This is a genomic window from Mesorhizobium neociceri, from assembly GCF_013520985.1.
Taxonomy (GTDB): domain Bacteria; phylum Pseudomonadota; class Alphaproteobacteria; order Rhizobiales; family Rhizobiaceae; genus Mesorhizobium; species Mesorhizobium neociceri.
The window spans coordinates 14,171-30,461 of sequence record NZ_JACDTY010000005.1 but is presented as its reverse complement, the minus strand read 5'-3'; the positions used below and the strand labels follow the sequence as shown (position 1 = coordinate 30,461).

Sequence of the window (16,291 nt, the reverse complement as noted above, 5' to 3'; positions counted from 1 at the left end):
AGGCCGGCCTCACCTGAATATCGACGCAGATTAGGCCTTGCGGTCGGAATGGCCTAGATCGCGGTCCGGATCGATGACGTCGCGCACCAGCTGCTTGAGCTTGGCGGCGTCGGGAAAGCCGCCGTCGCGCTTGCGGTCCCAGATGAGCTGATCGTTGCAGGAAATGGTGAAGATGCCGCCAGTGCCGGGCACCAGCGTCACTTCACCCAGATCCGTGCCGAAAGTGGAGAGCAGCTCCTGCGCCATCCAGCCGGCACGCAAAAGCCACTGGCACTGCGTGCAATAGGTGATGCGGATGGTGGGGAGATCGCTCATCTTCGAGTTTAGACTCACGCCGCGCTGAGCTTGGCCATGGTCTCGTCGTCGACTTCGAAATTGGCGTAGACGCTCTGCACGTCGTCATCGTCCTCGAGCGTCGCGACCAGCTTCATCAGCGACTGCGCCCGCTCTTCGTCGACCGGGACATTGTTCTGCGGCTGCCAGATCGGCTTCACCGATTCGGCCTCGCCGAGCGATGCTTCCAGCGCCTTCGACACATCGCCCATGCTCTCGAAGGCACAGTAGATGGTGTGGCCTTCCTCGTCCGACTCGACGTCATCGGCGCCGGCTTCGATCGCCGCGTCCATGACCTTGTCTGCGCTGCCGGCGGAAGCCGGATAGTAGATCTCGCCGGCGCGGTTCCACATGAACGACACCGAGCCGGTTTCGCCGAGTGCCCCACCGGCCTTGGTGAAGGCGGCGCGCACGTTCGACGCCGAACGGTTGCGGTTGTCGGTCAGCGCTTCGACGATCAGCGCCACGCCGCCCGGCCCATAGCCTTCATAACGCACTGCTTCGTAATTCTCGGCATCGCCCATCGACGCCTTGTTGATGGCGCGCTGGATATTGTCCTTGGGCATCGACACCGCCTTGGCGTTCTGGATCGCCAGGCGCAGGCGCGGGTTCATCGATGGATCGGGCGTCCCGCTCTTGGCGGCGACGGTGATTTCGCGCGCCAACTTGGAAAACATTTTCGACCGCACCGCGTCCTGGCGGCCCTTGCGGTGCATGATGTTCTTGAACTGTGAATGGCCAGCCATGGCACCCCTGTCGTCTTCGGCTAGAGCATCGGGAAGCGAGGCGACGGCACCCAGCCTTCCCGCAAATGCTCGAATTTAAATCTCAGAACGTCTCTCGCATGCCTGCGAAGGCATACGGCGCTCTTTGTCGGAATGGCCGGCTTATAGATAAATCGGCTCAATTCGTCCAGACGCGGCGTTCGCCGCTCGACCTGTTAGCGCCACGATAGGCCCAAATCCAATTCTCGACCGGAGCTTCCGGAATGTCCGACGTATCGATCTCGCTGTCAGGCAAATCAGCCAGCTTGGCCAACTGATCGCGCTGATCCCGATCGAGGCTCTTGGGTGCCATGGCCCTCAGTGCCCGCCGCCGGATTTCCTGCGTCGTCGCGCCAGCATGTTGAGCCCTTCGACCAAGGCCGAAAAACCCATGGCGGCGTAGATGTAGCCCTTCGGCACATGGTAGCCCATGCCGTCGGCGATCAGCGTCATGCCGATCATCAGCAGGAAGCCCAGCGCCAGCATGACGATGCTCGGGTTCTTGGCGATGAAATTGGCGAGCGGCCCGGCCGCCAGCATCATCACACTCACCGCCACGATGACAGCGATGTACATGATGGCGATCTCGTCGGTCATGCCGACGGCGGTGATGATCGAATCGATGGAGAAGACGAGGTCGAGCAGCAGGATCTGGAAGATGGCGCCGGCAAGCGAGATCTGCAGCGTCTCGCCCAGCATCGTGTCCTTGTGATCCTCCGGATCGACCGTGTGGTGGATTTCCTTGGTCGCCTTCCACACCAGGAACAGGCCGCCAGCGATCAGAATCAGGTCGCGCCAGGAAAAACCATGGCCGAAAGCGGTGAACACCGGTGTCGTCAGCTGCACGATGATCGAAATGGTCGCAAGCAGCACCAGCCGCATGATCAGCGCCGCCGAGATGCCGAGACGGCGGGCGCGAGCGCGCTGCGCTTCCGGCAATTTGTTGGTCAGGATCGAGATGAAGATCAGATTGTCGATGCCGAGCACGACCTCGAGCACAATCAGCGTCAGCAACGCGACCCAGGCGGTGGGGTCAGAAACGAATTGAAAATGCGGCGCAAAGAATTCGATCAGCTGCATGGAGGTCGTCCCCTCTTTAACGATCTAGAGCAGTTTCGTCGCCAGTTAGGTACTGTACTCGACTATATCAATGTCACGACCAGAAGGATGGCGCGGTTTCTTCGAGCCGCGGCCCGCGACGAAACGGCGCGATCTTCTCGGTCAGGCCGGTGCGGTCGGAAATATCGACGCCGATGCCACACAATGTCGCCGGTCCGGTCGCCGCCTCGAACCGGCCTTTCGGCACTTTCGACAGGAACCGGTTGAGCGGCTCTTCCTTGTCCATGCCGAGCGAGGAATCATAATCGCCGCACATGCCGGCGTCGGACATGTAGCCTGTGCCGCCATTGAGAATCTGGTGGTCGGCGGTCGGCTGGTGCGTATGGGTGCCGATGACGAGGCTGGCGCGGCCGTCGACGAAATGCGCGAAGCACATTTTCTCCGAGGTCGCCTCGGCGTGGAAATCGATGACCACGGCATCGGCCTGCTCGCCCAGCGGACACGCCGCCAGCTCGCGCTCACCGGCCTGGAACGGATCGTCGAGCTCGGGATGCATAAACACTCGGCCCATAATGTTGGCGACCAGCACACGCGCGCCGTTCTTGGCGATGTAGACGCCGGAGCCGCGCCCTGGCGTGCCTTTGGGAAAATTGGACGGGCGCAAAAAGCGCTCCTCGCGCGGTGCGAAGATCAGCGCGTCGCGCTGGTCCCAGACATGGTTGCCGGTGGTGACGACATCGGCGCCGGCGGCAATGGTGTCGCGAAAAATGTCTTCGGTGATGCCGAAGCCACCGGCGGCGTTCTCACCATTGACGATGACGAAATCGAGTTTGAAATCGGAGATCAGGCCAGGCAGCTGTTCCCACACTGCCGTACGTCCCGATTTGCCCACCATGTCGCCGAGGAAGAGAAGTCTCATGCCCACTTCTATCCAGAGGCACGGACGCTAGGCAAGCGCTACCCGGGCGATTGGCGTTAACGCCGGCCGAAAGTACCACGCTGCTGCTGAGGCGGCTTGGCGTCCGGGTCCGTAACGCGAACAGGCGATGGCATGATCGGCGGCGCCGGCGGCGCGTTGCGTCCGCGCAGCCAAAAGAACCAGACGTAGAACGCGGTGAACCCGCCGGTAACGGCAAGGAGCAACAACCCGCCGCGCCAGCCCTTCATTGCGGCGGTATCGAGGGACGATGGATCGGCAGGGTCGTAGTAAAATTCCACCTGGTCGCCTTTGGACGCCGCGTAGAGACCGATGATCTTCCCCTTGCCGGACCAGGTCATCGGCGCATCGTTCGCCACGTAGGTGACGGCAACATTGATGCCTTCGGTGGTCAGGCCATTCCTCTGCATTTCGCTGTAGGGACTGACATCCGTCACAGTGGCAACCGTCTGATGCCAGGCGAGCTGGTGATGCAGGGCGGTTCCGATGATGTGCAAGCCCATCGCGAACAGCGTCACCGCGATGAGGACGAACGGCATCAGCAGGAAGCGTGCAAAGACAAACATGATGGCCGCCATCGGCTCGGATTGTACTGCGGAAATACTACCCGGCATGTCTTGGAAACACGTTAAACGGATCGCGATTTTTCAGGCGATATCGAAGCGGCGCAAGCCGCTCTCGGTGAGTATTTCCGGGATGATCACGTCATGGTTCTCGTCCGGCACTTGCGCCACTTCCTGGCAATCGAAGGCGATGCCGATCAGCCGTGGCGGCTGGCCCTTGTCGATCAGCCTGGCGATGGCGCGGTCGTAATAGCCGGCGCCGTAGCCGATGCGGTGGCCGCGCGCGTCGAAGGCGGCGAGCGGCACCAGCATCACCGAGGGATCGAGCACGTCCGCGTCCTCATGCGGACCAACCGTGCCAAAACCCATCTCGACCATCGGCGCGCCGCGCACCAGTTCGCGAAAGACGATGGTGCTCTTGTCGAGGATGGCCGGCAGGCAAAGCCTGGCTCCCTTCTCGCGCAAGGCGAACATCAGCGGCCTGACGTCGACTTCCGATCGCATCGGCCAGAAAGCTGAAACGATCTGGCCAGGCTCGATAGCGAGGTGATCGCGCGCCGTCTCGGCCATCTCAAGTGCGATCTCCACCCGCCACATCGGATCGAGCGCATCACGGCGGCCGAGGGCTTCGCGGCGCAGCTGTTTTTTCAGGTCTTTGGGAGATGTCATGTGGCCAAGGTAGAAAGGGTCACGGCAGGGCGGAGTTTTAAGAGCGACGTTTTCTACCGCATCATCCACCAAATACGTGGAGACAGGCAACAAGTGACGATCCACACAACCGGTGGAGAGAGCGATCCCGGGAACCTACAAAGTAGGTGGGCGCCGTATGAGAAAACCCACGGGTCTTCCCAGGGACAGCTCCCTAAGGATCGTTAAGGCCCCGGGGAAAATGTTCTCCTGCCGGGAAGCGCAGACCGCCAAGCCCAATATAGGCGGCTCACCACCTAAGCGCCAGAGAGTTGGGCATTCTCGGCGGCTTTATTCGCAACGCGGCTTTGCCACCAGACCAGCGCAGGCACCGCGAGCAGTTCGATCGAGAGTCCGGCGACGTGTCCGCGTGACGGCAAACCGGCCGCGAACAGCGAGACAAGCCGCGCCAGCCCGCCGGCGAAAGTGCAGGCGGCAAGCAGCCGAAACCGCTCGGTCTTTGTCTCGATGTCGGGAATGCAGCTGTACCAGGCAATGCCGATGGCCAGAAAGAACCCGGACAGGAAGCGGAAATGGCTGTCGAGATCGATCGGCCAGGATGCTGCTACGTCAAGGAAGTCCGGCCCCGACAACACGCCTTCCAGGCCGACCAGCACTGGCGTCGCCGCCAGCACGGCGACAACGATTTGCAGTGCCGTCTTGCCTGATATCGTTTTGGTCACGCCACCACCTCTTCAGCCCACCGCGCGGCCTTGCGATAGCAACGGATGTTTTCTTCAAGGGTTTCAAGCCCATTCGTCGCAGCCGGCTCGCCCTTGCACAGGCCGGGCGGCGTCCTTACGGTCGCGATGACCAACCGAGGAGCAAGAATGCGTTTTGAAGGCACGGCGGACTATGTCGCCGACAAGGACCTGATGGTGGCGGTCAACGCGGCGATCGCGCTGGAGCGGCCCTTGCTGGTCAAGGGCGAACCCGGCACCGGCAAGACTGAACTTGCCAGGCAAGTGGCGTCAGCACTTGGCCTCGACCTCATCGAATGGCACGTCAAGTCGACGACGCGAGCGCAGCAGGGGCTCTATGAATATGACGCGGTCTCGCGGCTGCGCGACAGCCAGCTTGGCGATGAGCGCTTCAATGACATCAGGAACTACATCAAGCGCGGCAAGCTGTGGGAGGCGTTCGCGGCCGGCAAGAAGGTCGTGCTGTTGATCGACGAGATCGACAAGGCCGACATCGAGTTTCCCAACGATCTGTTGCAGGAACTCGATCGGATGGAGTTCTTCGTCTACGAGACCGGCGAGACGATCCGCGCTGCCGTTCGGCCCATCGTCATCATCACCTCCAACAATGAGAAGGAATTGCCGGACGCCTTCCTGCGCCGCTGCTTCTTCCATTACATCCGCTTTCCCGATGTCGAGACGCTGCACAAAATCGTCGACGTCCACTATCCCGGCATCAAGCAAAATTTGGTGCGTGCGGCCCTGACCCAGTTCTACGAGATCCGCGACGTGCCGGGGCTGAAGAAGAAGCCCTCGACATCGGAAGCGCTCGACTGGATCCGCCTGCTGGTCGCCGACGACATAGCACCCGAGGATCTGCGCGCCGACCCCAAGAACGCGCTGCCCAAGCTGCATGGCGCGCTCTTAAAGAACGAGCAGGACGTGCACCTGTTCGAACGCCTGGCCTTCATGGCCAGGCGGCAGGGATGAGGATCGGCGGGCTGAGCTGACAGCCATGAGCCGGCTTCCGCCGCTTACTCAGCGGGAGCAAACCCTCGCTCCTGCGGCGCGACGCGCTTTGGTCCAAAGATGACGAAGCCGATGACCGACAGGGCAAGAACGCCGATTCCGCAATAGAGCATGACCCAGCTGAAACCATTGACCAGAGCTGCGTGCACGATGGCGCCGGAGGGGTCGAGGGTTGCGAGCTTCGGCGTCCCCTGCGCGAGGTTGTGGAGATTTCCGGTGGCGATCCTTTCCGCCAGCGCCTGCAACTCGTTCGGCTCCAAGGCCGCACCGAGTGTGGTCCGCAAGTAAGAAACGATACCCTGCGTCAGCAGCAGGCCGAGCACCGCGATGTTGATGGCGAGCGTGATCAGGCGTGCGCTGATATCGATGCCGGACGCCATGCCCGCGCGATCCGGCGACACCGCGCCGGTCGTGGTGTTGGTGGTCGGCGAATTGGTGAGGCCGATGCCGATGCCGGCGATCAGCGTGCCCGGCAGCATGGTCAGCCAGGTCGCCCCTTCGAGCCCGGAGCCGATCCACATGGCGATGAAACCGATCCCCAGTGTCAGCAAGCCGAGCGGGATGGCGATCCGCGCCTGATAGCGCGCGCGAATGCGCTCGGCGATCGGCGGCATCACCATGAAGGGCAGCGTGTAGACGAGCAGCAGCAGGCCGGTCGTCGTGCTGTCGTAGCCGAGCACGCCGGAATAATAGATCGGCAGATAGATGATGAATGGCCAGTAGCTGAAATTCATGCCGATCGCGCCCATGATCGCGCCGGAAAACTGGCGGATGCGGAAGACGGAGAAATCGAACATCGGATAGGGATTGACCCTCTCGGCGACAAGGAAAGCGATGAAGGCCGCCACCGCTGCCGTAATCACGCCGATACGGGCACTGGCTCCGAGATCCGCGCCTTGCGTGATCAGATAGGAGAAGCCGAAGACAGCGGCCGACAGCGTCAGCATGCCGGCCCAGTCGAGCTTCTGGGCGTTGTGATCGCGCGATTGCGTGACCCCTGCGCCGATGAAGGCGAGCGCCAGGATCGCCAGTGGCACATGGATGAGAAACACCCATTGCCAGTTCGACAGCGCCACGATCAGACCGCCGATGGCAGGCCCGAAACCAAGCCCGATGCCGGACACGACACTCCAGGCGACAAAGGCCTTGCCGCGTTCACGGCCGTCCTGGAACTGATGCGACAGCACGGCCACGCTGCAGGTCAGGCGATCATCGTCCACCGCGAAGGCGACAGCCGTCCGGGCCGGACCTTGTCGCGCAACCATTATGGCTGGTTCGCGGCGCCCTCATTCGAATGGCAGCACGGTACGCCGTTACGCCTGGCGCTTCTAAGCACAATATGCAGCTGCCCGGATCGTGTGCGAGCAGTCGAGACGCTGGACAAGGCAGGCATCGCCTGGGAGGAAGCCTTCGTCGGCGGCGGCGGTGCGGCCGTCAACATTGCGGTGTCGGCGGGCTTCGCTGTCTCGGCGCTGGCCCACCGCGTCGTTCCTCCCGGCCTGGTCGAGATTGGCCGCAAGCTTGGCCTGCCGCCGCTTGACCCATCCGAAGTAGTGCTGCATTCGCACACACTGGCGCCGCGAGCGCGCGAGGCGCTGCATGTGCTGGCGACCGCATTTCGCGAGTACAATTCGCCGGTGGTTTAGGCGAAGCTGTACTGGATCTGATTCCGCCGGAACGGATCAGGCTTTGGAGGAACCTAAATGACCGAGATCACCGTCCGCCCTTTGGCGCAGTCCGACCATGCCGACTGGCGACGGCTGTGGACCGCCTACCTCACCTTCTACGAAACCAAGCTGCCGGACGAGATCTACGACATCACCTGGAACCGGCTGTTCACGGAAGGCGAATTCGAGCCGAAGGGATTTATCGCCACCCTTGACGGCAAGGCGGTGGGCCTGACCCACTATCTCTACCACCGCTCCGGCTGGTCGGAGAAAAACAACTGCTACCTGCAGGATTTGTTCGCCGACCCCGATGTGCGCGGCAAGGGTATCGGTGCGGCCCTCATCGAAGCGGTCAAGCAGGAGGCCGGCAAGATCGGCGTCAAGAACGTCTATTGGATGACCCACGAAACCAACACCACCGCCCGCAAGCTTTACGACCATGTCGCGCGGCGGACGGGCTTCATCGAGTACGATCTGCTGTAGATAGACACCCAGTTGAAATAACAGCTATTGCGCAATATATTGCGCATACGTGGGTGAGCGATGCCGCTGATCGAGACCAATACGCGCAAGATCATCGCGAGGCTTTTGCGCGAGGGTTGGGTAGGTGTCGGCGGCGGCAAGCACGACAAGTATGAGCATCCGGACAAGCCTGAGGTGATGCTCATCGTACCTCGGCACCGTGAGCAATCTCCTGGCGTTGCCCGGTCGATCGCTCGGCTGGCAGGATGGATTTGAGGACCAAGCACATGGCGCACTATATCGGAATTCTCGATGGCGCGGACGATGTCTGGGGTGTCCGAGTCCCTGACCTTCCGGGTTGCCATGGCGGCGGCGCAAGCCCTGAAGAGGCCATCGCCGATGTGACGTCGGCCGTGCGTGAATGGGTCGAAGCGCACTTGGCGAAACACTTGCCCTTGCCGGGACCGAATACCGTTGCTGAGCTGCTCGGACAGGGTGAAATCGACAGCACAGCGGGAGAGTCCGCCGTGATGATCCCGGTATTGATTGATTCCGGCCGGCCGGTGCGGGCTAATCTGTCGCTCGACGCGGGTCTTTTGGCTGCGATCGACGAGGAAGCCGGTCGGCGCGGCCTCACGCGTTCAGCTTTCATCGCTAGTGCAGCACGAGAGAAGATCGAAGGGCATAGATAACGGCCGGCCATGTTCCTTCCCTTCTTCCTCGAACTGAAGGCCGCGCGGGTTCCCGTCTCGCTCAGGGAATATCTGTCGCTGCTGGAGGGACTGGAAGCCGGGCTGGTCGACTATGACGTCGAGGGTTTCTATTACCTCGCCCGCGCCGCTTTGGTGAAGGACGAACGCCATATCGACCGCTTCGATCAGGTGTTTGCGCATGTCTTCAAAGGTGTCGAGGCGCTCACCGGACCGGACGCCATTGACGTCGCCAACATTCCGGAAGAATGGCTGCGCCGTCTCGCTGAAAAGCACCTGACCGAGGAGGAGAAAAAGCTGGTCGAGGCTCTCGGCGGTTTCGACAAACTGATGGAGACGCTGAAGCAGCGGCTGGAGGAGCAAAAGGGCCGGCACCAGGGCGGCTCGAAATGGATCGGCACCGGCGGCACCTCGCCCTTCGGCGCCTATGGCTACAATCCCGAAGGCGTGCGCATTGGACAGCACGAAAGCCGCAACCGCCGCGCGGTAAAGGTCTGGGACAAGCGCGAGTTCAGGAATTTCGACGATGCGGTCGAGCTCGGCACCCGTAACATCAAGGTGGCGCTGAAGCGCCTGCGCCGCTGGGTGCGCGAGGGAGCGGAGGAAGAGTTCGACCTGCCCGGCACCATCCACGCCACCGCCGAGCACGGCTATCTCGATGTGCAGACGCGCCCCGAGCGGCGCAACGCCGTGAAGCTCCTGATGTTCTTCGATGTCGGCGGCTCGATGGATGACCACATCAAAAGCGTCGAGGAACTGTTTTCGGCCGCTCGCGCCGAATTCCGCCAGCTCGAATATTTCTACTTCCACAACTGCCTTTATGAGGGCGTCTGGAAGGACAATCGCCGCCGGCAAGCCGAGACCATCCCGACCTTCGACCTCCTCCACAAATACGGCCCAGACTACAAGGTGATCGTCGTCGGCGACGCCTCGATGAGCCCTTACGAGATTGCCCATCCCGGCGGTTCGGTCGAACACTGGAATCCGGAAGCCGGCAGCGTCTGGCTCGGCCGTTTGCTGCAGCAATGGCCGAATGCGGTGTGGTTGAACCCGGAAAACCCCAAGAATTGGGGCTTCACCCATTCGATCGCCATGATCCGCGACCTCTTCGGCGGCCGCATGTTCCCGCTGACGCTGGCAGGGCTCGAAGCCGCGACGAAGCAGCTTTCACGCAAGCATTGAGGCTCAGGTACATCGCTGCGCTGGCCGAACCTGTAACAAACCCCTATCTTGGGGCGAAGACAGATTGCAACCAACAACAAGCCGCCAAGGCTGAGGAGATCGAATGGACACCCACACCTACCCCGTTACCCGCACCGACGCCGAATGGCGTGCCCGGCTGACGCCGGAGCAATATGCGGTCATGCGCGGCCACGGCACCGAACGTCCCGGAAGCTGCGCCCTGCTCTACGAGAAGCGCGCTGGCACCTTTTCCTGCGTCGGCTGCGACCAGCCGCTGTTCGAATCCAAGCTGAAGTTCGAGAGCGGCACCGGCTGGCCGAGCTTCAACGACCCGGTGCCTGGTTCGGTCGAAAACACTGTCGACCGCAGCTACGGCATGGTCCGCACCGAATGCCACTGCGCCCGCTGCGGCAGCCATCTCGGCCATGTCTTCGACGACGGCCCGCCGCCAACCGGCCTGCGCTATTGCATCAACGGCGTGGCGCTGAAATTCGAGCCGGCGGCTTAAACCGCAACCCGGTCATCATCTCCTGCAAAGGGCGGCTCCGGCCGCCCTTTTTCGTTCGGCAATCGCCTCAGGCGATGGCCGTCAGGATCAGCCAAAGCGCCGAGCCCAGCATCATCAGCGAGGCCTTCGCACCGCCGGCTTTCTCGGCAGTTCGCCAGACCGCCAGCGTCAGGAAGATGTTGTAGGGCACCGGCGAAAAATGCACCAACAGGACCCATGGCAGTGGCAGCTTCAGGCCGAGCAGGATGAGCGCGGCTACTGACGAGGCGATGCTGATGGCGGTGCCGACGACGACCAGGTCGCGCCAGAAAAGCCGATCGAGCGGTGTCAGGCTTTGCCAACGGGAACGGAAGAAGCCGGCCGCGCGCCGCGGCTCGCCATTTTCGCTGCCTGCTGGCCCCTGCATCGGCTCGGCTCTCTCCATTCGATACCGCACAACGATCCGAGCGCGACGTCAACGCCGCATGATGATCGTTGAAGCATATGGCTTGTCGATCATCCTCAAACAATCGCGAAATCTTTTCGAGCCCGCCCCTTGCCGGCATCCGCAGCAAAGCTAACTGCACAACGTGCCGTTCCTTCATCCCGGTCGCCTGCAGGGGAGGTCTTTGATGAGCGACAAAAGCTACAACGTTCTGTTCTTGTGCAACGCCAATTCGGCGCGCTCGATCATGGGCGAAGCCATCCTCAATCGGATCGGCGCCGCGAAATTCAAGGCCTTCTCCGCCGGGTCCCAGCCGAAGGGCACCGTCAATCCCTACGCGCTGCAGCTGCTCGAGAGCCTCAACTACGACACCGGCTTCGCCCGCTCCAAAGGCTGGGATGAGTTTGCCGAACCTAACGCGCCTGAAATGGATTTCGTCTTCACCGTCTGCGACAGCACCGCCAATGAATCCTGCCCTGTCTGGCCGGGTCATCCGATGACGGCGCTGTGGGCGATATCGGACCCGGCCAAAGCACAAGGCACCGACGCCGAGATGCATCTGGCCTTCGCCGATGCCTATCGCATGCTCAACAACCGCATCTCGCTGTTCACCAACCTGCCGATGGACGCGCTCGATCACATGGCGCTGCAGCAGCATCTGGACGAGATCGGCCGCGACGCGCCGAAACCGAACTAGGCAGCCGGGTTCACGAACCGGCCTCGACCTGTCCCAGCACCTCGGTGACGGCGCGCTCGAAACGCGAGCATTCCGTCACCAGCCAGTCGGCCATGGCCGGCCAATTGTCCTCGGCATAGCAGTTCACCCGCCACATCGAATTGATGCCGAGGCCGTCGCAGCTCTGTTCGGGCCTGAGTTTCAACCTGTCTTCGATCGCCGGCCGGAACGGCTTCAGCCGCGACCAGGCTTCAGTGGCGCCGAATTTCTCGTTGCGGCCGAAGAAGACGCCGACATGGTTTTGCGCCGGCGCGACATACATGGAGAGGACCAGGGCGAAATCGGGCAGCCCGCGCTGCCAGAACCACGGCCCGCGCCGCGCCATGGATGCGCGCTCCTCCGGATGCCGTTCGGCGAACAGCGCCCAGAAGCTGCGCTGGCGGAATTCAGAGGCGCGGCGGGCGCCAAAGTCGAATTCGCTCATGGTTCGATGCCCGCTCCAGCATCATGCCCGGCCGAGACTGTTTCGAAATCCGCTCCGGCGATATCAGCCGGGTAGAATTTCCATACAGTCTCTTACACCATGCCGAGGGCCGCCATATACAGATCGAGGATGGCGTCTTCTTCCTGCCGCTCGGCCTGATCCTTCTTGCGCAGCCGGATGATCGACCGCATCGCCTTGGTGTCGAAGCCGGTGCCCTTGGCCTCGGCGAACACTTCCTTGATGTCGTCGGCGATGGTCTTCTTTTCTTCCTCGAGCCGCTCGATGCGCTCGATGAAGGCGCGCAACTGGCCGGCGGCAACAGTCTGGCTGGTATCTGTGATGTCGTCGGCCATGTTTTTTCTCCGCTTCTTTTTAAGCACCGCGATTCTGGCGCGGCAAAATTGGAGCGGGTTCGATGCCCGAGCGGGCGCGGCGGGTCAAGCCATTATCGATGTGGCATGAAGAGTTGCGCACGCCTTAGGCGTGTTGAGATTCAAGTCAGGCTGAGCCGAAAATGGTGGCTTCCGAGAACCGGAGCGGAGCGTACTTAAAGTACGTGAGCACCCGGAAGCGCAGGAAGCTGCCATTTGCAGGCCGGCCTCACCTGAATATCAGCACGCCTTAGCCAAAGGCGATCAACAAATCCTTGGCGTCGATCTGGTCGCCCGCTTTGACGAGCACTTCGACGATCGTGCCGTCGCGCTCGGCATGCAGCGCCGTCTCCATCTTCATGGCTTCGATCGACAGCAGCACGTCGCCGGCTTTGACCGCCTGGCCGGCAGCAACCGCAAGGGCGGAGACCACGCCAGGCATCGGCGCGCCGACATGCGCCTCGTTGCCGGGCTCAGCCTTGCGCCGCGCCTTGGCGGCGGACGCGCCATGCGCCCGGTCCGGAACCTTCACCCTTCGCGGCTGGCCGTTGAGCTCGAAGAACACCGTGACCATGCCCTTCTCGTCGACATCGCCGATCGCAAGGCAGCGTACCACCAGGGTCTTACCTTTTTCGATGTCGACAAAGATCTCGTCTTCCGACTTCATGCCGTAGAAATAGGTCGGCGTCGGCAGCACGCTGACCGGGCCATAGGTCTCCTGCGCCGCGGCGAAGTCGGAAAACACCTTTGGATACATCAGCCACGAGGCGAATTCGTACTCGCTAAGCTTGCGCTCCAGCTTCTGCTCGACCTCCTTGCGGCTGGCCTTGAGATCGGCGGGTTTCAACAGCGAGCCCGGCCGCACCGTGATCGGCTTGTCGCCCTTCAGCACCTTCTTTTGCAGGGCTTCCGGCCAACCGCCCGGCGACTGGCCTAGATCGCCGCGCAGCATCGACACCACCGAGTCCGGGAAGGCGATGTCCTTGTTGGGGTTCTCGACATCGGTGACAGTCAGGTCCTGGCTGACCATCATCAGCGCCATGTCTCCGACGACCTTGGACGACGGCGTCACCTTGACGATGTCACCGAACATCAGGTTGACGTCGTGATAGGTCTGCGCCACCTCGTGCCAGCGCGTTTCCAGCCCGAGCGAGCGCGCCTGCTCCTTGAGGTTGGTGAACTGGCCGCCCGGCATCTCGTGCAGATAGACCTCTGACGCTGGCCCTTTCAGGTCGCTTTCGAAAGCGGCGTACTGGTTGCGCACCGCCTCCCAATAGAACGAGATGTGGCGGATCCATTGCGGGTCGAGGCCGGGATCGCGCTCGGTTCCCTTCAGCGCCTCGACGATCGAGCCCAGGCACGGCTGCGATGTGTTGCCGGAGAGAGAGTCCATCGCCGCGTCGATGGCGTCGACGCCGCTTTCCACCGCCGCCAGCACCGTCGCCGCCGACAGGCCCGACGTGTCGTGGGTGTGGAAGTGGATCGGCAGGTCGGTTGCCTCGCGTAACGCCTTGAACAGCACGCGTGCTGCGGCCGGCTTCAGCAGGCCGGCCATGTCCTTGACGGCGATGATGTGAGCGCCTGCGGCCTGCAATTCCTTCGCCAGCCCGACATAATATTTGAGGTCGTATTTCGCACGCGCCGGATCGAGGATGTCGCCGGTGTAGCAGATCGCCGCTTCGACCAGCTTGCCTTCGGTGCCGACCGCGTCCATGGCGACGCGCATGTTCTCGACCCAGTTTAGGCAGTCGAAGACACGGAACAGATCGACGCCGCCGCTTGCTGCCTGTTTGACGAAATGCTGCACGACATTGTCGGGGTAGTTGGTGTAGCCGACGCCGTTGGCGCCGCGCAAAAGCATCTGCAGCAAAAGGTTGGGCGCTGCCTCGCGCACCAGCGATAGCCGCTCCCATGGATCCTCGGTGAGGAAGCGCATGGCGACGTCGAATGTCGCGCCGCCCCAGCATTCAAGCGACAGGAGCTGCGGCAAGGCCCGAGCATATGTGCCGGCGATATTGGCAATGTCATGCGTGCGCATGCGGGTGGCGAGCAGCGACTGGTGGCCGTCGCGCATCGTCGTGTCGGTGACCAGCACCTCTTTCTGCTCGCGCATCCAGGCAGCAAATTTCTGCGGGCCGAGCACGTCCAGTTTCTGCTTGCTGCCGCCCGGCACATTGCCGTTGAGATAGGGCACGACGGGCGCGGCCGCATCGGCCTTCGGCATGGGCCGGCCGCGGGTTTCCGGATGACCGTTGACCGACACGTCGGCCAGGTAGTTGAGCAGCTTGGTGGCGCGGTCCTGGCGCTTGACCTGCTGGAACAGCTCCGGCGTCGTGTCGATGAACTTGGTCGTATAGGAATTGTCGGCGAAGCTCGGGTGGTTGATGATCGCTTCGAGGAAGGTGAGGTTGGTGGCGACGCCGCGGATGCGGAACTCGCGCAGCGCCCGGTTCATGCGGGCGATCGCCTCGGCCGGTGTCGGCGCCCACGCCGTCACCTTCTCCAGCAGCGGATCGTAGAAGCGGGTGATGACGGCGCCCGAATAGGCGGTGCCGCCGTCGAGCCGGATGCCGAAGCCGGTGGCGCCGCGATAGGCGGTGATGCGGCCGTAATCCGGAATGAAATTGTGCTCGGGATCTTCGGTGGTGATGCGGCACTGCAGCGCGTGGCCGTTCAGCCTGATGTCCTTCTGCGCCGGTACGCCCGATTCCGGCGTGCCGATGGCAAAGCCGTCCAGGATGTGTATCTGCGCCTTGACGATGTCGATGCCGGTCACCTGCTCGGTGACGGTGTGCTCGACCTGGATGCGCGGATTGACTTCGATGAAGTAGAATTTGCCGGTGTCGGCGTCCTGCAGGAATTCCACCGTGCCGGCGCCGATATAGCTGGTCTCGCGCGCGATCCTCAGCGCGTAGCCGCAAAGCTCCTCGCGCTGCGACATTTCAAGGTATGGCGCCGGCGCCCGTTCGACGACCTTCTGGTTGCGGCGCTGGATCGAGCAGTCGCGCTCGAACAGATGCACCGCGTTGCCATGCGTGTCGCCAAGCACCTGGACCTCGACATGGCGGGCGCGCTCGATCAGCTTTTCGAGATAGACCTCGTCCTTGCCGAAGGCGGCTTTCGCCTCGCGCTTGCCTTCCGTGACTTCACGGGCAAGATCGGCCTCGGCGCGGATGGCGCGCATGCCGCGCCCACCACCGCCCCACGAGGCTTTCAGCATCACCGGATAGCCGATCTCCTTGGCCAGTTTCTTGACCGCCTCCATATCGTCCGGCAACGGGTCTGTGGCGGGGATCACCGGCACGCCGACCTCAATGGCGAGATTGCGCGCGGCGACCTTGTTGCCGAGCCGGCGCATCGTATCGGGCTTCGGGCCAATAAACGTGATGCCGGCCTCAGCGCAGGCATCTGCGAATTCGGGGCTCTCCGACAAAAGGCCGTAGCCCGGGTGGATGGCGTCGGCGCCGGACAGCCTGGCGACGCGGATCACTTCCTCGATCGACAGATAGCTTTCGATCGGCCCCATATCCCTAAGCAGATGCGGCCCGCGCCCGACCTGGTAGCTTTCATCGGCTTTGAACCGATGCAGCGAATATTTGTCCTCCTCGGCCCAGATCGCCACGGTTTTGAGGCCGAGCTCGTTGGCCGCGCGAAAGACGCGGATGGCAATTTCGGACCGGTTGGCGACGAGGATCTTCGTGATGGCCAAGGAAGAAGGCTCCGGACAGGGAGGGATGGGGGCTCAGCAATGATTA

20 protein-coding genes and 1 other RNA gene are annotated in these 16,291 nt (G+C 62.4%); 8 read left to right on the top strand and 13 right to left on the bottom strand.

The genetic code is table 11. The features are described 5' to 3' along the window. Positions 1-30 precede the first annotated feature (30 nt). The 8 genes from H0241_RS12445 to H0241_RS12410 all read right to left on the bottom strand — a co-directional run bounded on the left by H0241_RS12445 (position 31) and on the right by H0241_RS12410 (position 5,026). Entirely contained in the window at positions 31-315 is a 285-nt protein-coding gene (locus tag H0241_RS12445) for a SelT/SelW/SelH family protein (protein WP_181057757.1), read from the bottom strand. A gap of 14 nt (positions 316-329) precedes the next feature. After that, positions 330-1,079, bottom strand: coding sequence for a YebC/PmpR family DNA-binding transcriptional regulator (locus H0241_RS12440; RefSeq protein WP_181057755.1), 750 nt, complete (start codon positions 1,077-1,079; stop codon positions 330-332). A 336-nt stretch (positions 1,080-1,415) separates the two neighbouring features. Next, positions 1,416-2,177: a TerC family protein gene (locus tag H0241_RS12435; protein ID WP_181057753.1), complete on the bottom strand. Its 762-nt coding sequence runs from the start codon at positions 2,175-2,177 to the stop codon at positions 1,416-1,418. 73 nt (positions 2,178-2,250) lie between these two features. Continuing rightward, positions 2,251-3,075 carry a TIGR00282 family metallophosphoesterase gene (locus H0241_RS12430; RefSeq protein WP_181057751.1) on the bottom strand — a complete coding sequence of 275 codons (825 nt, stop codon included), beginning with the start codon at positions 3,073-3,075 and terminating at the stop codon, positions 2,251-2,253. Positions 3,076-3,131: 56 nt separating this feature from the next. Beyond that, entirely contained in the window at positions 3,132-3,659 is a 528-nt protein-coding gene (locus H0241_RS12425; protein ID WP_181057749.1) for a DUF3592 domain-containing protein, read from the bottom strand. Between the two features lie 81 nt (positions 3,660-3,740). Further along, on the bottom strand, positions 3,741-4,325 hold the full coding sequence (locus H0241_RS12420) for a 5-formyltetrahydrofolate cyclo-ligase (protein ID WP_181057748.1): 585 nt from the start codon (positions 4,323-4,325) through the stop codon (positions 3,741-3,743). A 94-nt stretch (positions 4,326-4,419) separates the two neighbouring features. After that, positions 4,420-4,575, bottom strand: a non-coding RNA gene (gene ssrS / locus H0241_RS12415) — 6S RNA. A gap of 25 nt (positions 4,576-4,600) precedes the next feature. Beyond that, on the bottom strand, positions 4,601-5,026 hold the full coding sequence (locus H0241_RS12410; protein WP_328824669.1) for a DUF4345 domain-containing protein: 426 nt from the start codon (positions 5,024-5,026) through the stop codon (positions 4,601-4,603). Between the two features lie 147 nt (positions 5,027-5,173). Here H0241_RS12410 and H0241_RS12405 point away from each other — a divergent pair, with 147 nt between their 5' ends. After that, a complete protein-coding gene (locus H0241_RS12405; protein ID WP_181057746.1) occupies positions 5,174-6,013 on the top strand; it encodes an AAA family ATPase in 840 nt (279 codons plus the stop codon). 44 nt (positions 6,014-6,057) lie between these two features. Here the strand turns inward: H0241_RS12405 and H0241_RS12400 are convergent, their stop codons facing one another. Beyond that, complete coding sequence (locus H0241_RS12400) at positions 6,058-7,317, bottom strand: MFS transporter (RefSeq protein ID WP_235984257.1); 1,260 nt, start codon at positions 7,315-7,317, stop codon at positions 6,058-6,060. Between the two features lie 93 nt (positions 7,318-7,410). On the opposite strand from H0241_RS12400, the gene H0241_RS12395 reads away from it, so the two are divergent. The 6 genes from H0241_RS12395 to msrB all read left to right on the top strand — a co-directional run bounded on the left by H0241_RS12395 (position 7,411) and on the right by msrB (position 10,581). Next, a complete protein-coding gene (locus tag H0241_RS12395; protein ID WP_235984256.1) occupies positions 7,411-7,698 on the top strand; it encodes a type 2 periplasmic-binding domain-containing protein in 288 nt (95 codons plus the stop codon). Between the two features lie 57 nt (positions 7,699-7,755). After that, a complete protein-coding gene (locus H0241_RS12390) occupies positions 7,756-8,202 on the top strand; it encodes a GNAT family N-acetyltransferase (RefSeq protein ID WP_181057744.1) in 447 nt (148 codons plus the stop codon). Between the two features lie 60 nt (positions 8,203-8,262). Next, positions 8,263-8,457, top strand: a complete 195-nt coding sequence (locus H0241_RS12385) for a type II toxin-antitoxin system HicA family toxin (RefSeq protein WP_181057742.1) — start codon at positions 8,263-8,265, stop codon at positions 8,455-8,457. 11 nt (positions 8,458-8,468) lie between these two features. Beyond that, positions 8,469-8,873, top strand: coding sequence for a type II toxin-antitoxin system HicB family antitoxin (locus H0241_RS12380; RefSeq protein WP_181057740.1), 405 nt, complete (start codon positions 8,469-8,471; stop codon positions 8,871-8,873). 9 nt (positions 8,874-8,882) lie between these two features. Then, on the top strand, positions 8,883-10,073 hold the full coding sequence (locus H0241_RS12375; protein ID WP_181057738.1) for a vWA domain-containing protein: 1,191 nt from the start codon (positions 8,883-8,885) through the stop codon (positions 10,071-10,073). Positions 10,074-10,176: 103 nt separating this feature from the next. Continuing rightward, positions 10,177-10,581, top strand: a complete 405-nt coding sequence (gene msrB / locus H0241_RS12370; protein WP_023832607.1) for a peptide-methionine (R)-S-oxide reductase MsrB — start codon at positions 10,177-10,179, stop codon at positions 10,579-10,581. A 67-nt stretch (positions 10,582-10,648) separates the two neighbouring features. Here the strand turns inward: msrB and H0241_RS12365 are convergent, their stop codons facing one another. Beyond that, the gene (locus tag H0241_RS12365) at positions 10,649-10,987 is read right to left on the bottom strand and encodes a hypothetical protein (protein WP_181057736.1); all 339 of its coding nucleotides are present in this window, start codon (positions 10,985-10,987) and stop codon (positions 10,649-10,651) included. A 205-nt stretch (positions 10,988-11,192) separates the two neighbouring features. Here H0241_RS12365 and H0241_RS12360 point away from each other — a divergent pair, with 205 nt between their 5' ends. Continuing rightward, positions 11,193-11,702 carry an arsenate reductase ArsC gene (locus H0241_RS12360; RefSeq protein WP_181057734.1) on the top strand — a complete coding sequence of 170 codons (510 nt, stop codon included), beginning with the start codon at positions 11,193-11,195 and terminating at the stop codon, positions 11,700-11,702. 10 nt (positions 11,703-11,712) lie between these two features. On the opposite strand, the gene H0241_RS12355 is transcribed toward H0241_RS12360, so the two are convergent. The 3 genes from H0241_RS12355 to pyc form a co-directional block, all read right to left on the bottom strand. Continuing rightward, the gene (locus H0241_RS12355) at positions 11,713-12,165 is read right to left on the bottom strand and encodes a hypothetical protein (RefSeq protein ID WP_181057732.1); all 453 of its coding nucleotides are present in this window, start codon (positions 12,163-12,165) and stop codon (positions 11,713-11,715) included. A 92-nt stretch (positions 12,166-12,257) separates the two neighbouring features. Beyond that, the gene (locus tag H0241_RS12350; RefSeq protein WP_112393546.1) at positions 12,258-12,518 is read right to left on the bottom strand and encodes a DUF2312 domain-containing protein; all 261 of its coding nucleotides are present in this window, start codon (positions 12,516-12,518) and stop codon (positions 12,258-12,260) included. A gap of 268 nt (positions 12,519-12,786) precedes the next feature. Further along, entirely contained in the window at positions 12,787-16,245 is a 3,459-nt protein-coding gene (gene pyc / locus H0241_RS12345; protein WP_181057730.1) for a pyruvate carboxylase, read from the bottom strand. Between the last annotated feature and the right edge of the window lie 46 nt (positions 16,246-16,291).

What these genes read in the sequence shown, in the direction of transcription:
- H0241_RS12360 (WP_181057734.1), top strand. Translation starts at nt 11,193, where the DNA reads ATGAGCGACAAAAGCTACAACGTTCTGTTCTTGTGCAACGCCAATTCG.
- H0241_RS12355 (WP_181057732.1), bottom strand. Translation starts at nt 12,165, where the DNA reads ATGAGCGAATTCGACTTTGGCGCCCGCCGCGCCTCTGAATTCCGCCAG.
- H0241_RS12405 (WP_181057746.1), top strand. Translation starts at nt 5,174, where the DNA reads ATGCGTTTTGAAGGCACGGCGGACTATGTCGCCGACAAGGACCTGATG.
- H0241_RS12420 (WP_181057748.1), bottom strand. Translation starts at nt 4,325, where the DNA reads ATGACATCTCCCAAAGACCTGAAAAAACAGCTGCGCCGCGAAGCCCTC.
- H0241_RS12400 (WP_235984257.1), bottom strand. Translation starts at nt 7,317, where the DNA reads ATGGTTGCGCGACAAGGTCCGGCCCGGACGGCTGTCGCCTTCGCGGTG.
- H0241_RS12440 (WP_181057755.1), bottom strand. Translation starts at nt 1,079, where the DNA reads ATGGCTGGCCATTCACAGTTCAAGAACATCATGCACCGCAAGGGCCGC.
- H0241_RS12390 (WP_181057744.1), top strand. Translation starts at nt 7,756, where the DNA reads ATGACCGAGATCACCGTCCGCCCTTTGGCGCAGTCCGACCATGCCGAC.
- H0241_RS12445 (WP_181057757.1), bottom strand. Translation starts at nt 315, where the DNA reads ATGAGCGATCTCCCCACCATCCGCATCACCTATTGCACGCAGTGCCAG.
- H0241_RS12365 (WP_181057736.1), bottom strand. Translation starts at nt 10,987, where the DNA reads ATGCAGGGGCCAGCAGGCAGCGAAAATGGCGAGCCGCGGCGCGCGGCC.
- H0241_RS12430 (WP_181057751.1), bottom strand. Translation starts at nt 3,075, where the DNA reads ATGAGACTTCTCTTCCTCGGCGACATGGTGGGCAAATCGGGACGTACG.
- H0241_RS12350 (WP_112393546.1), bottom strand. Translation starts at nt 12,518, where the DNA reads ATGGCCGACGACATCACAGATACCAGCCAGACTGTTGCCGCCGGCCAG.
- H0241_RS12435 (WP_181057753.1), bottom strand. Translation starts at nt 2,177, where the DNA reads ATGCAGCTGATCGAATTCTTTGCGCCGCATTTTCAATTCGTTTCTGAC.
- H0241_RS12375 (WP_181057738.1), top strand. Translation starts at nt 8,883, where the DNA reads ATGTTCCTTCCCTTCTTCCTCGAACTGAAGGCCGCGCGGGTTCCCGTC.
- msrB (WP_023832607.1), top strand. Translation starts at nt 10,177, where the DNA reads ATGGACACCCACACCTACCCCGTTACCCGCACCGACGCCGAATGGCGT.
- H0241_RS12425 (WP_181057749.1), bottom strand. Translation starts at nt 3,659, where the DNA reads ATGTTTGTCTTTGCACGCTTCCTGCTGATGCCGTTCGTCCTCATCGCG.
- H0241_RS12385 (WP_181057742.1), top strand. Translation starts at nt 8,263, where the DNA reads ATGCCGCTGATCGAGACCAATACGCGCAAGATCATCGCGAGGCTTTTG.
- H0241_RS12380 (WP_181057740.1), top strand. Translation starts at nt 8,469, where the DNA reads ATGGCGCACTATATCGGAATTCTCGATGGCGCGGACGATGTCTGGGGT.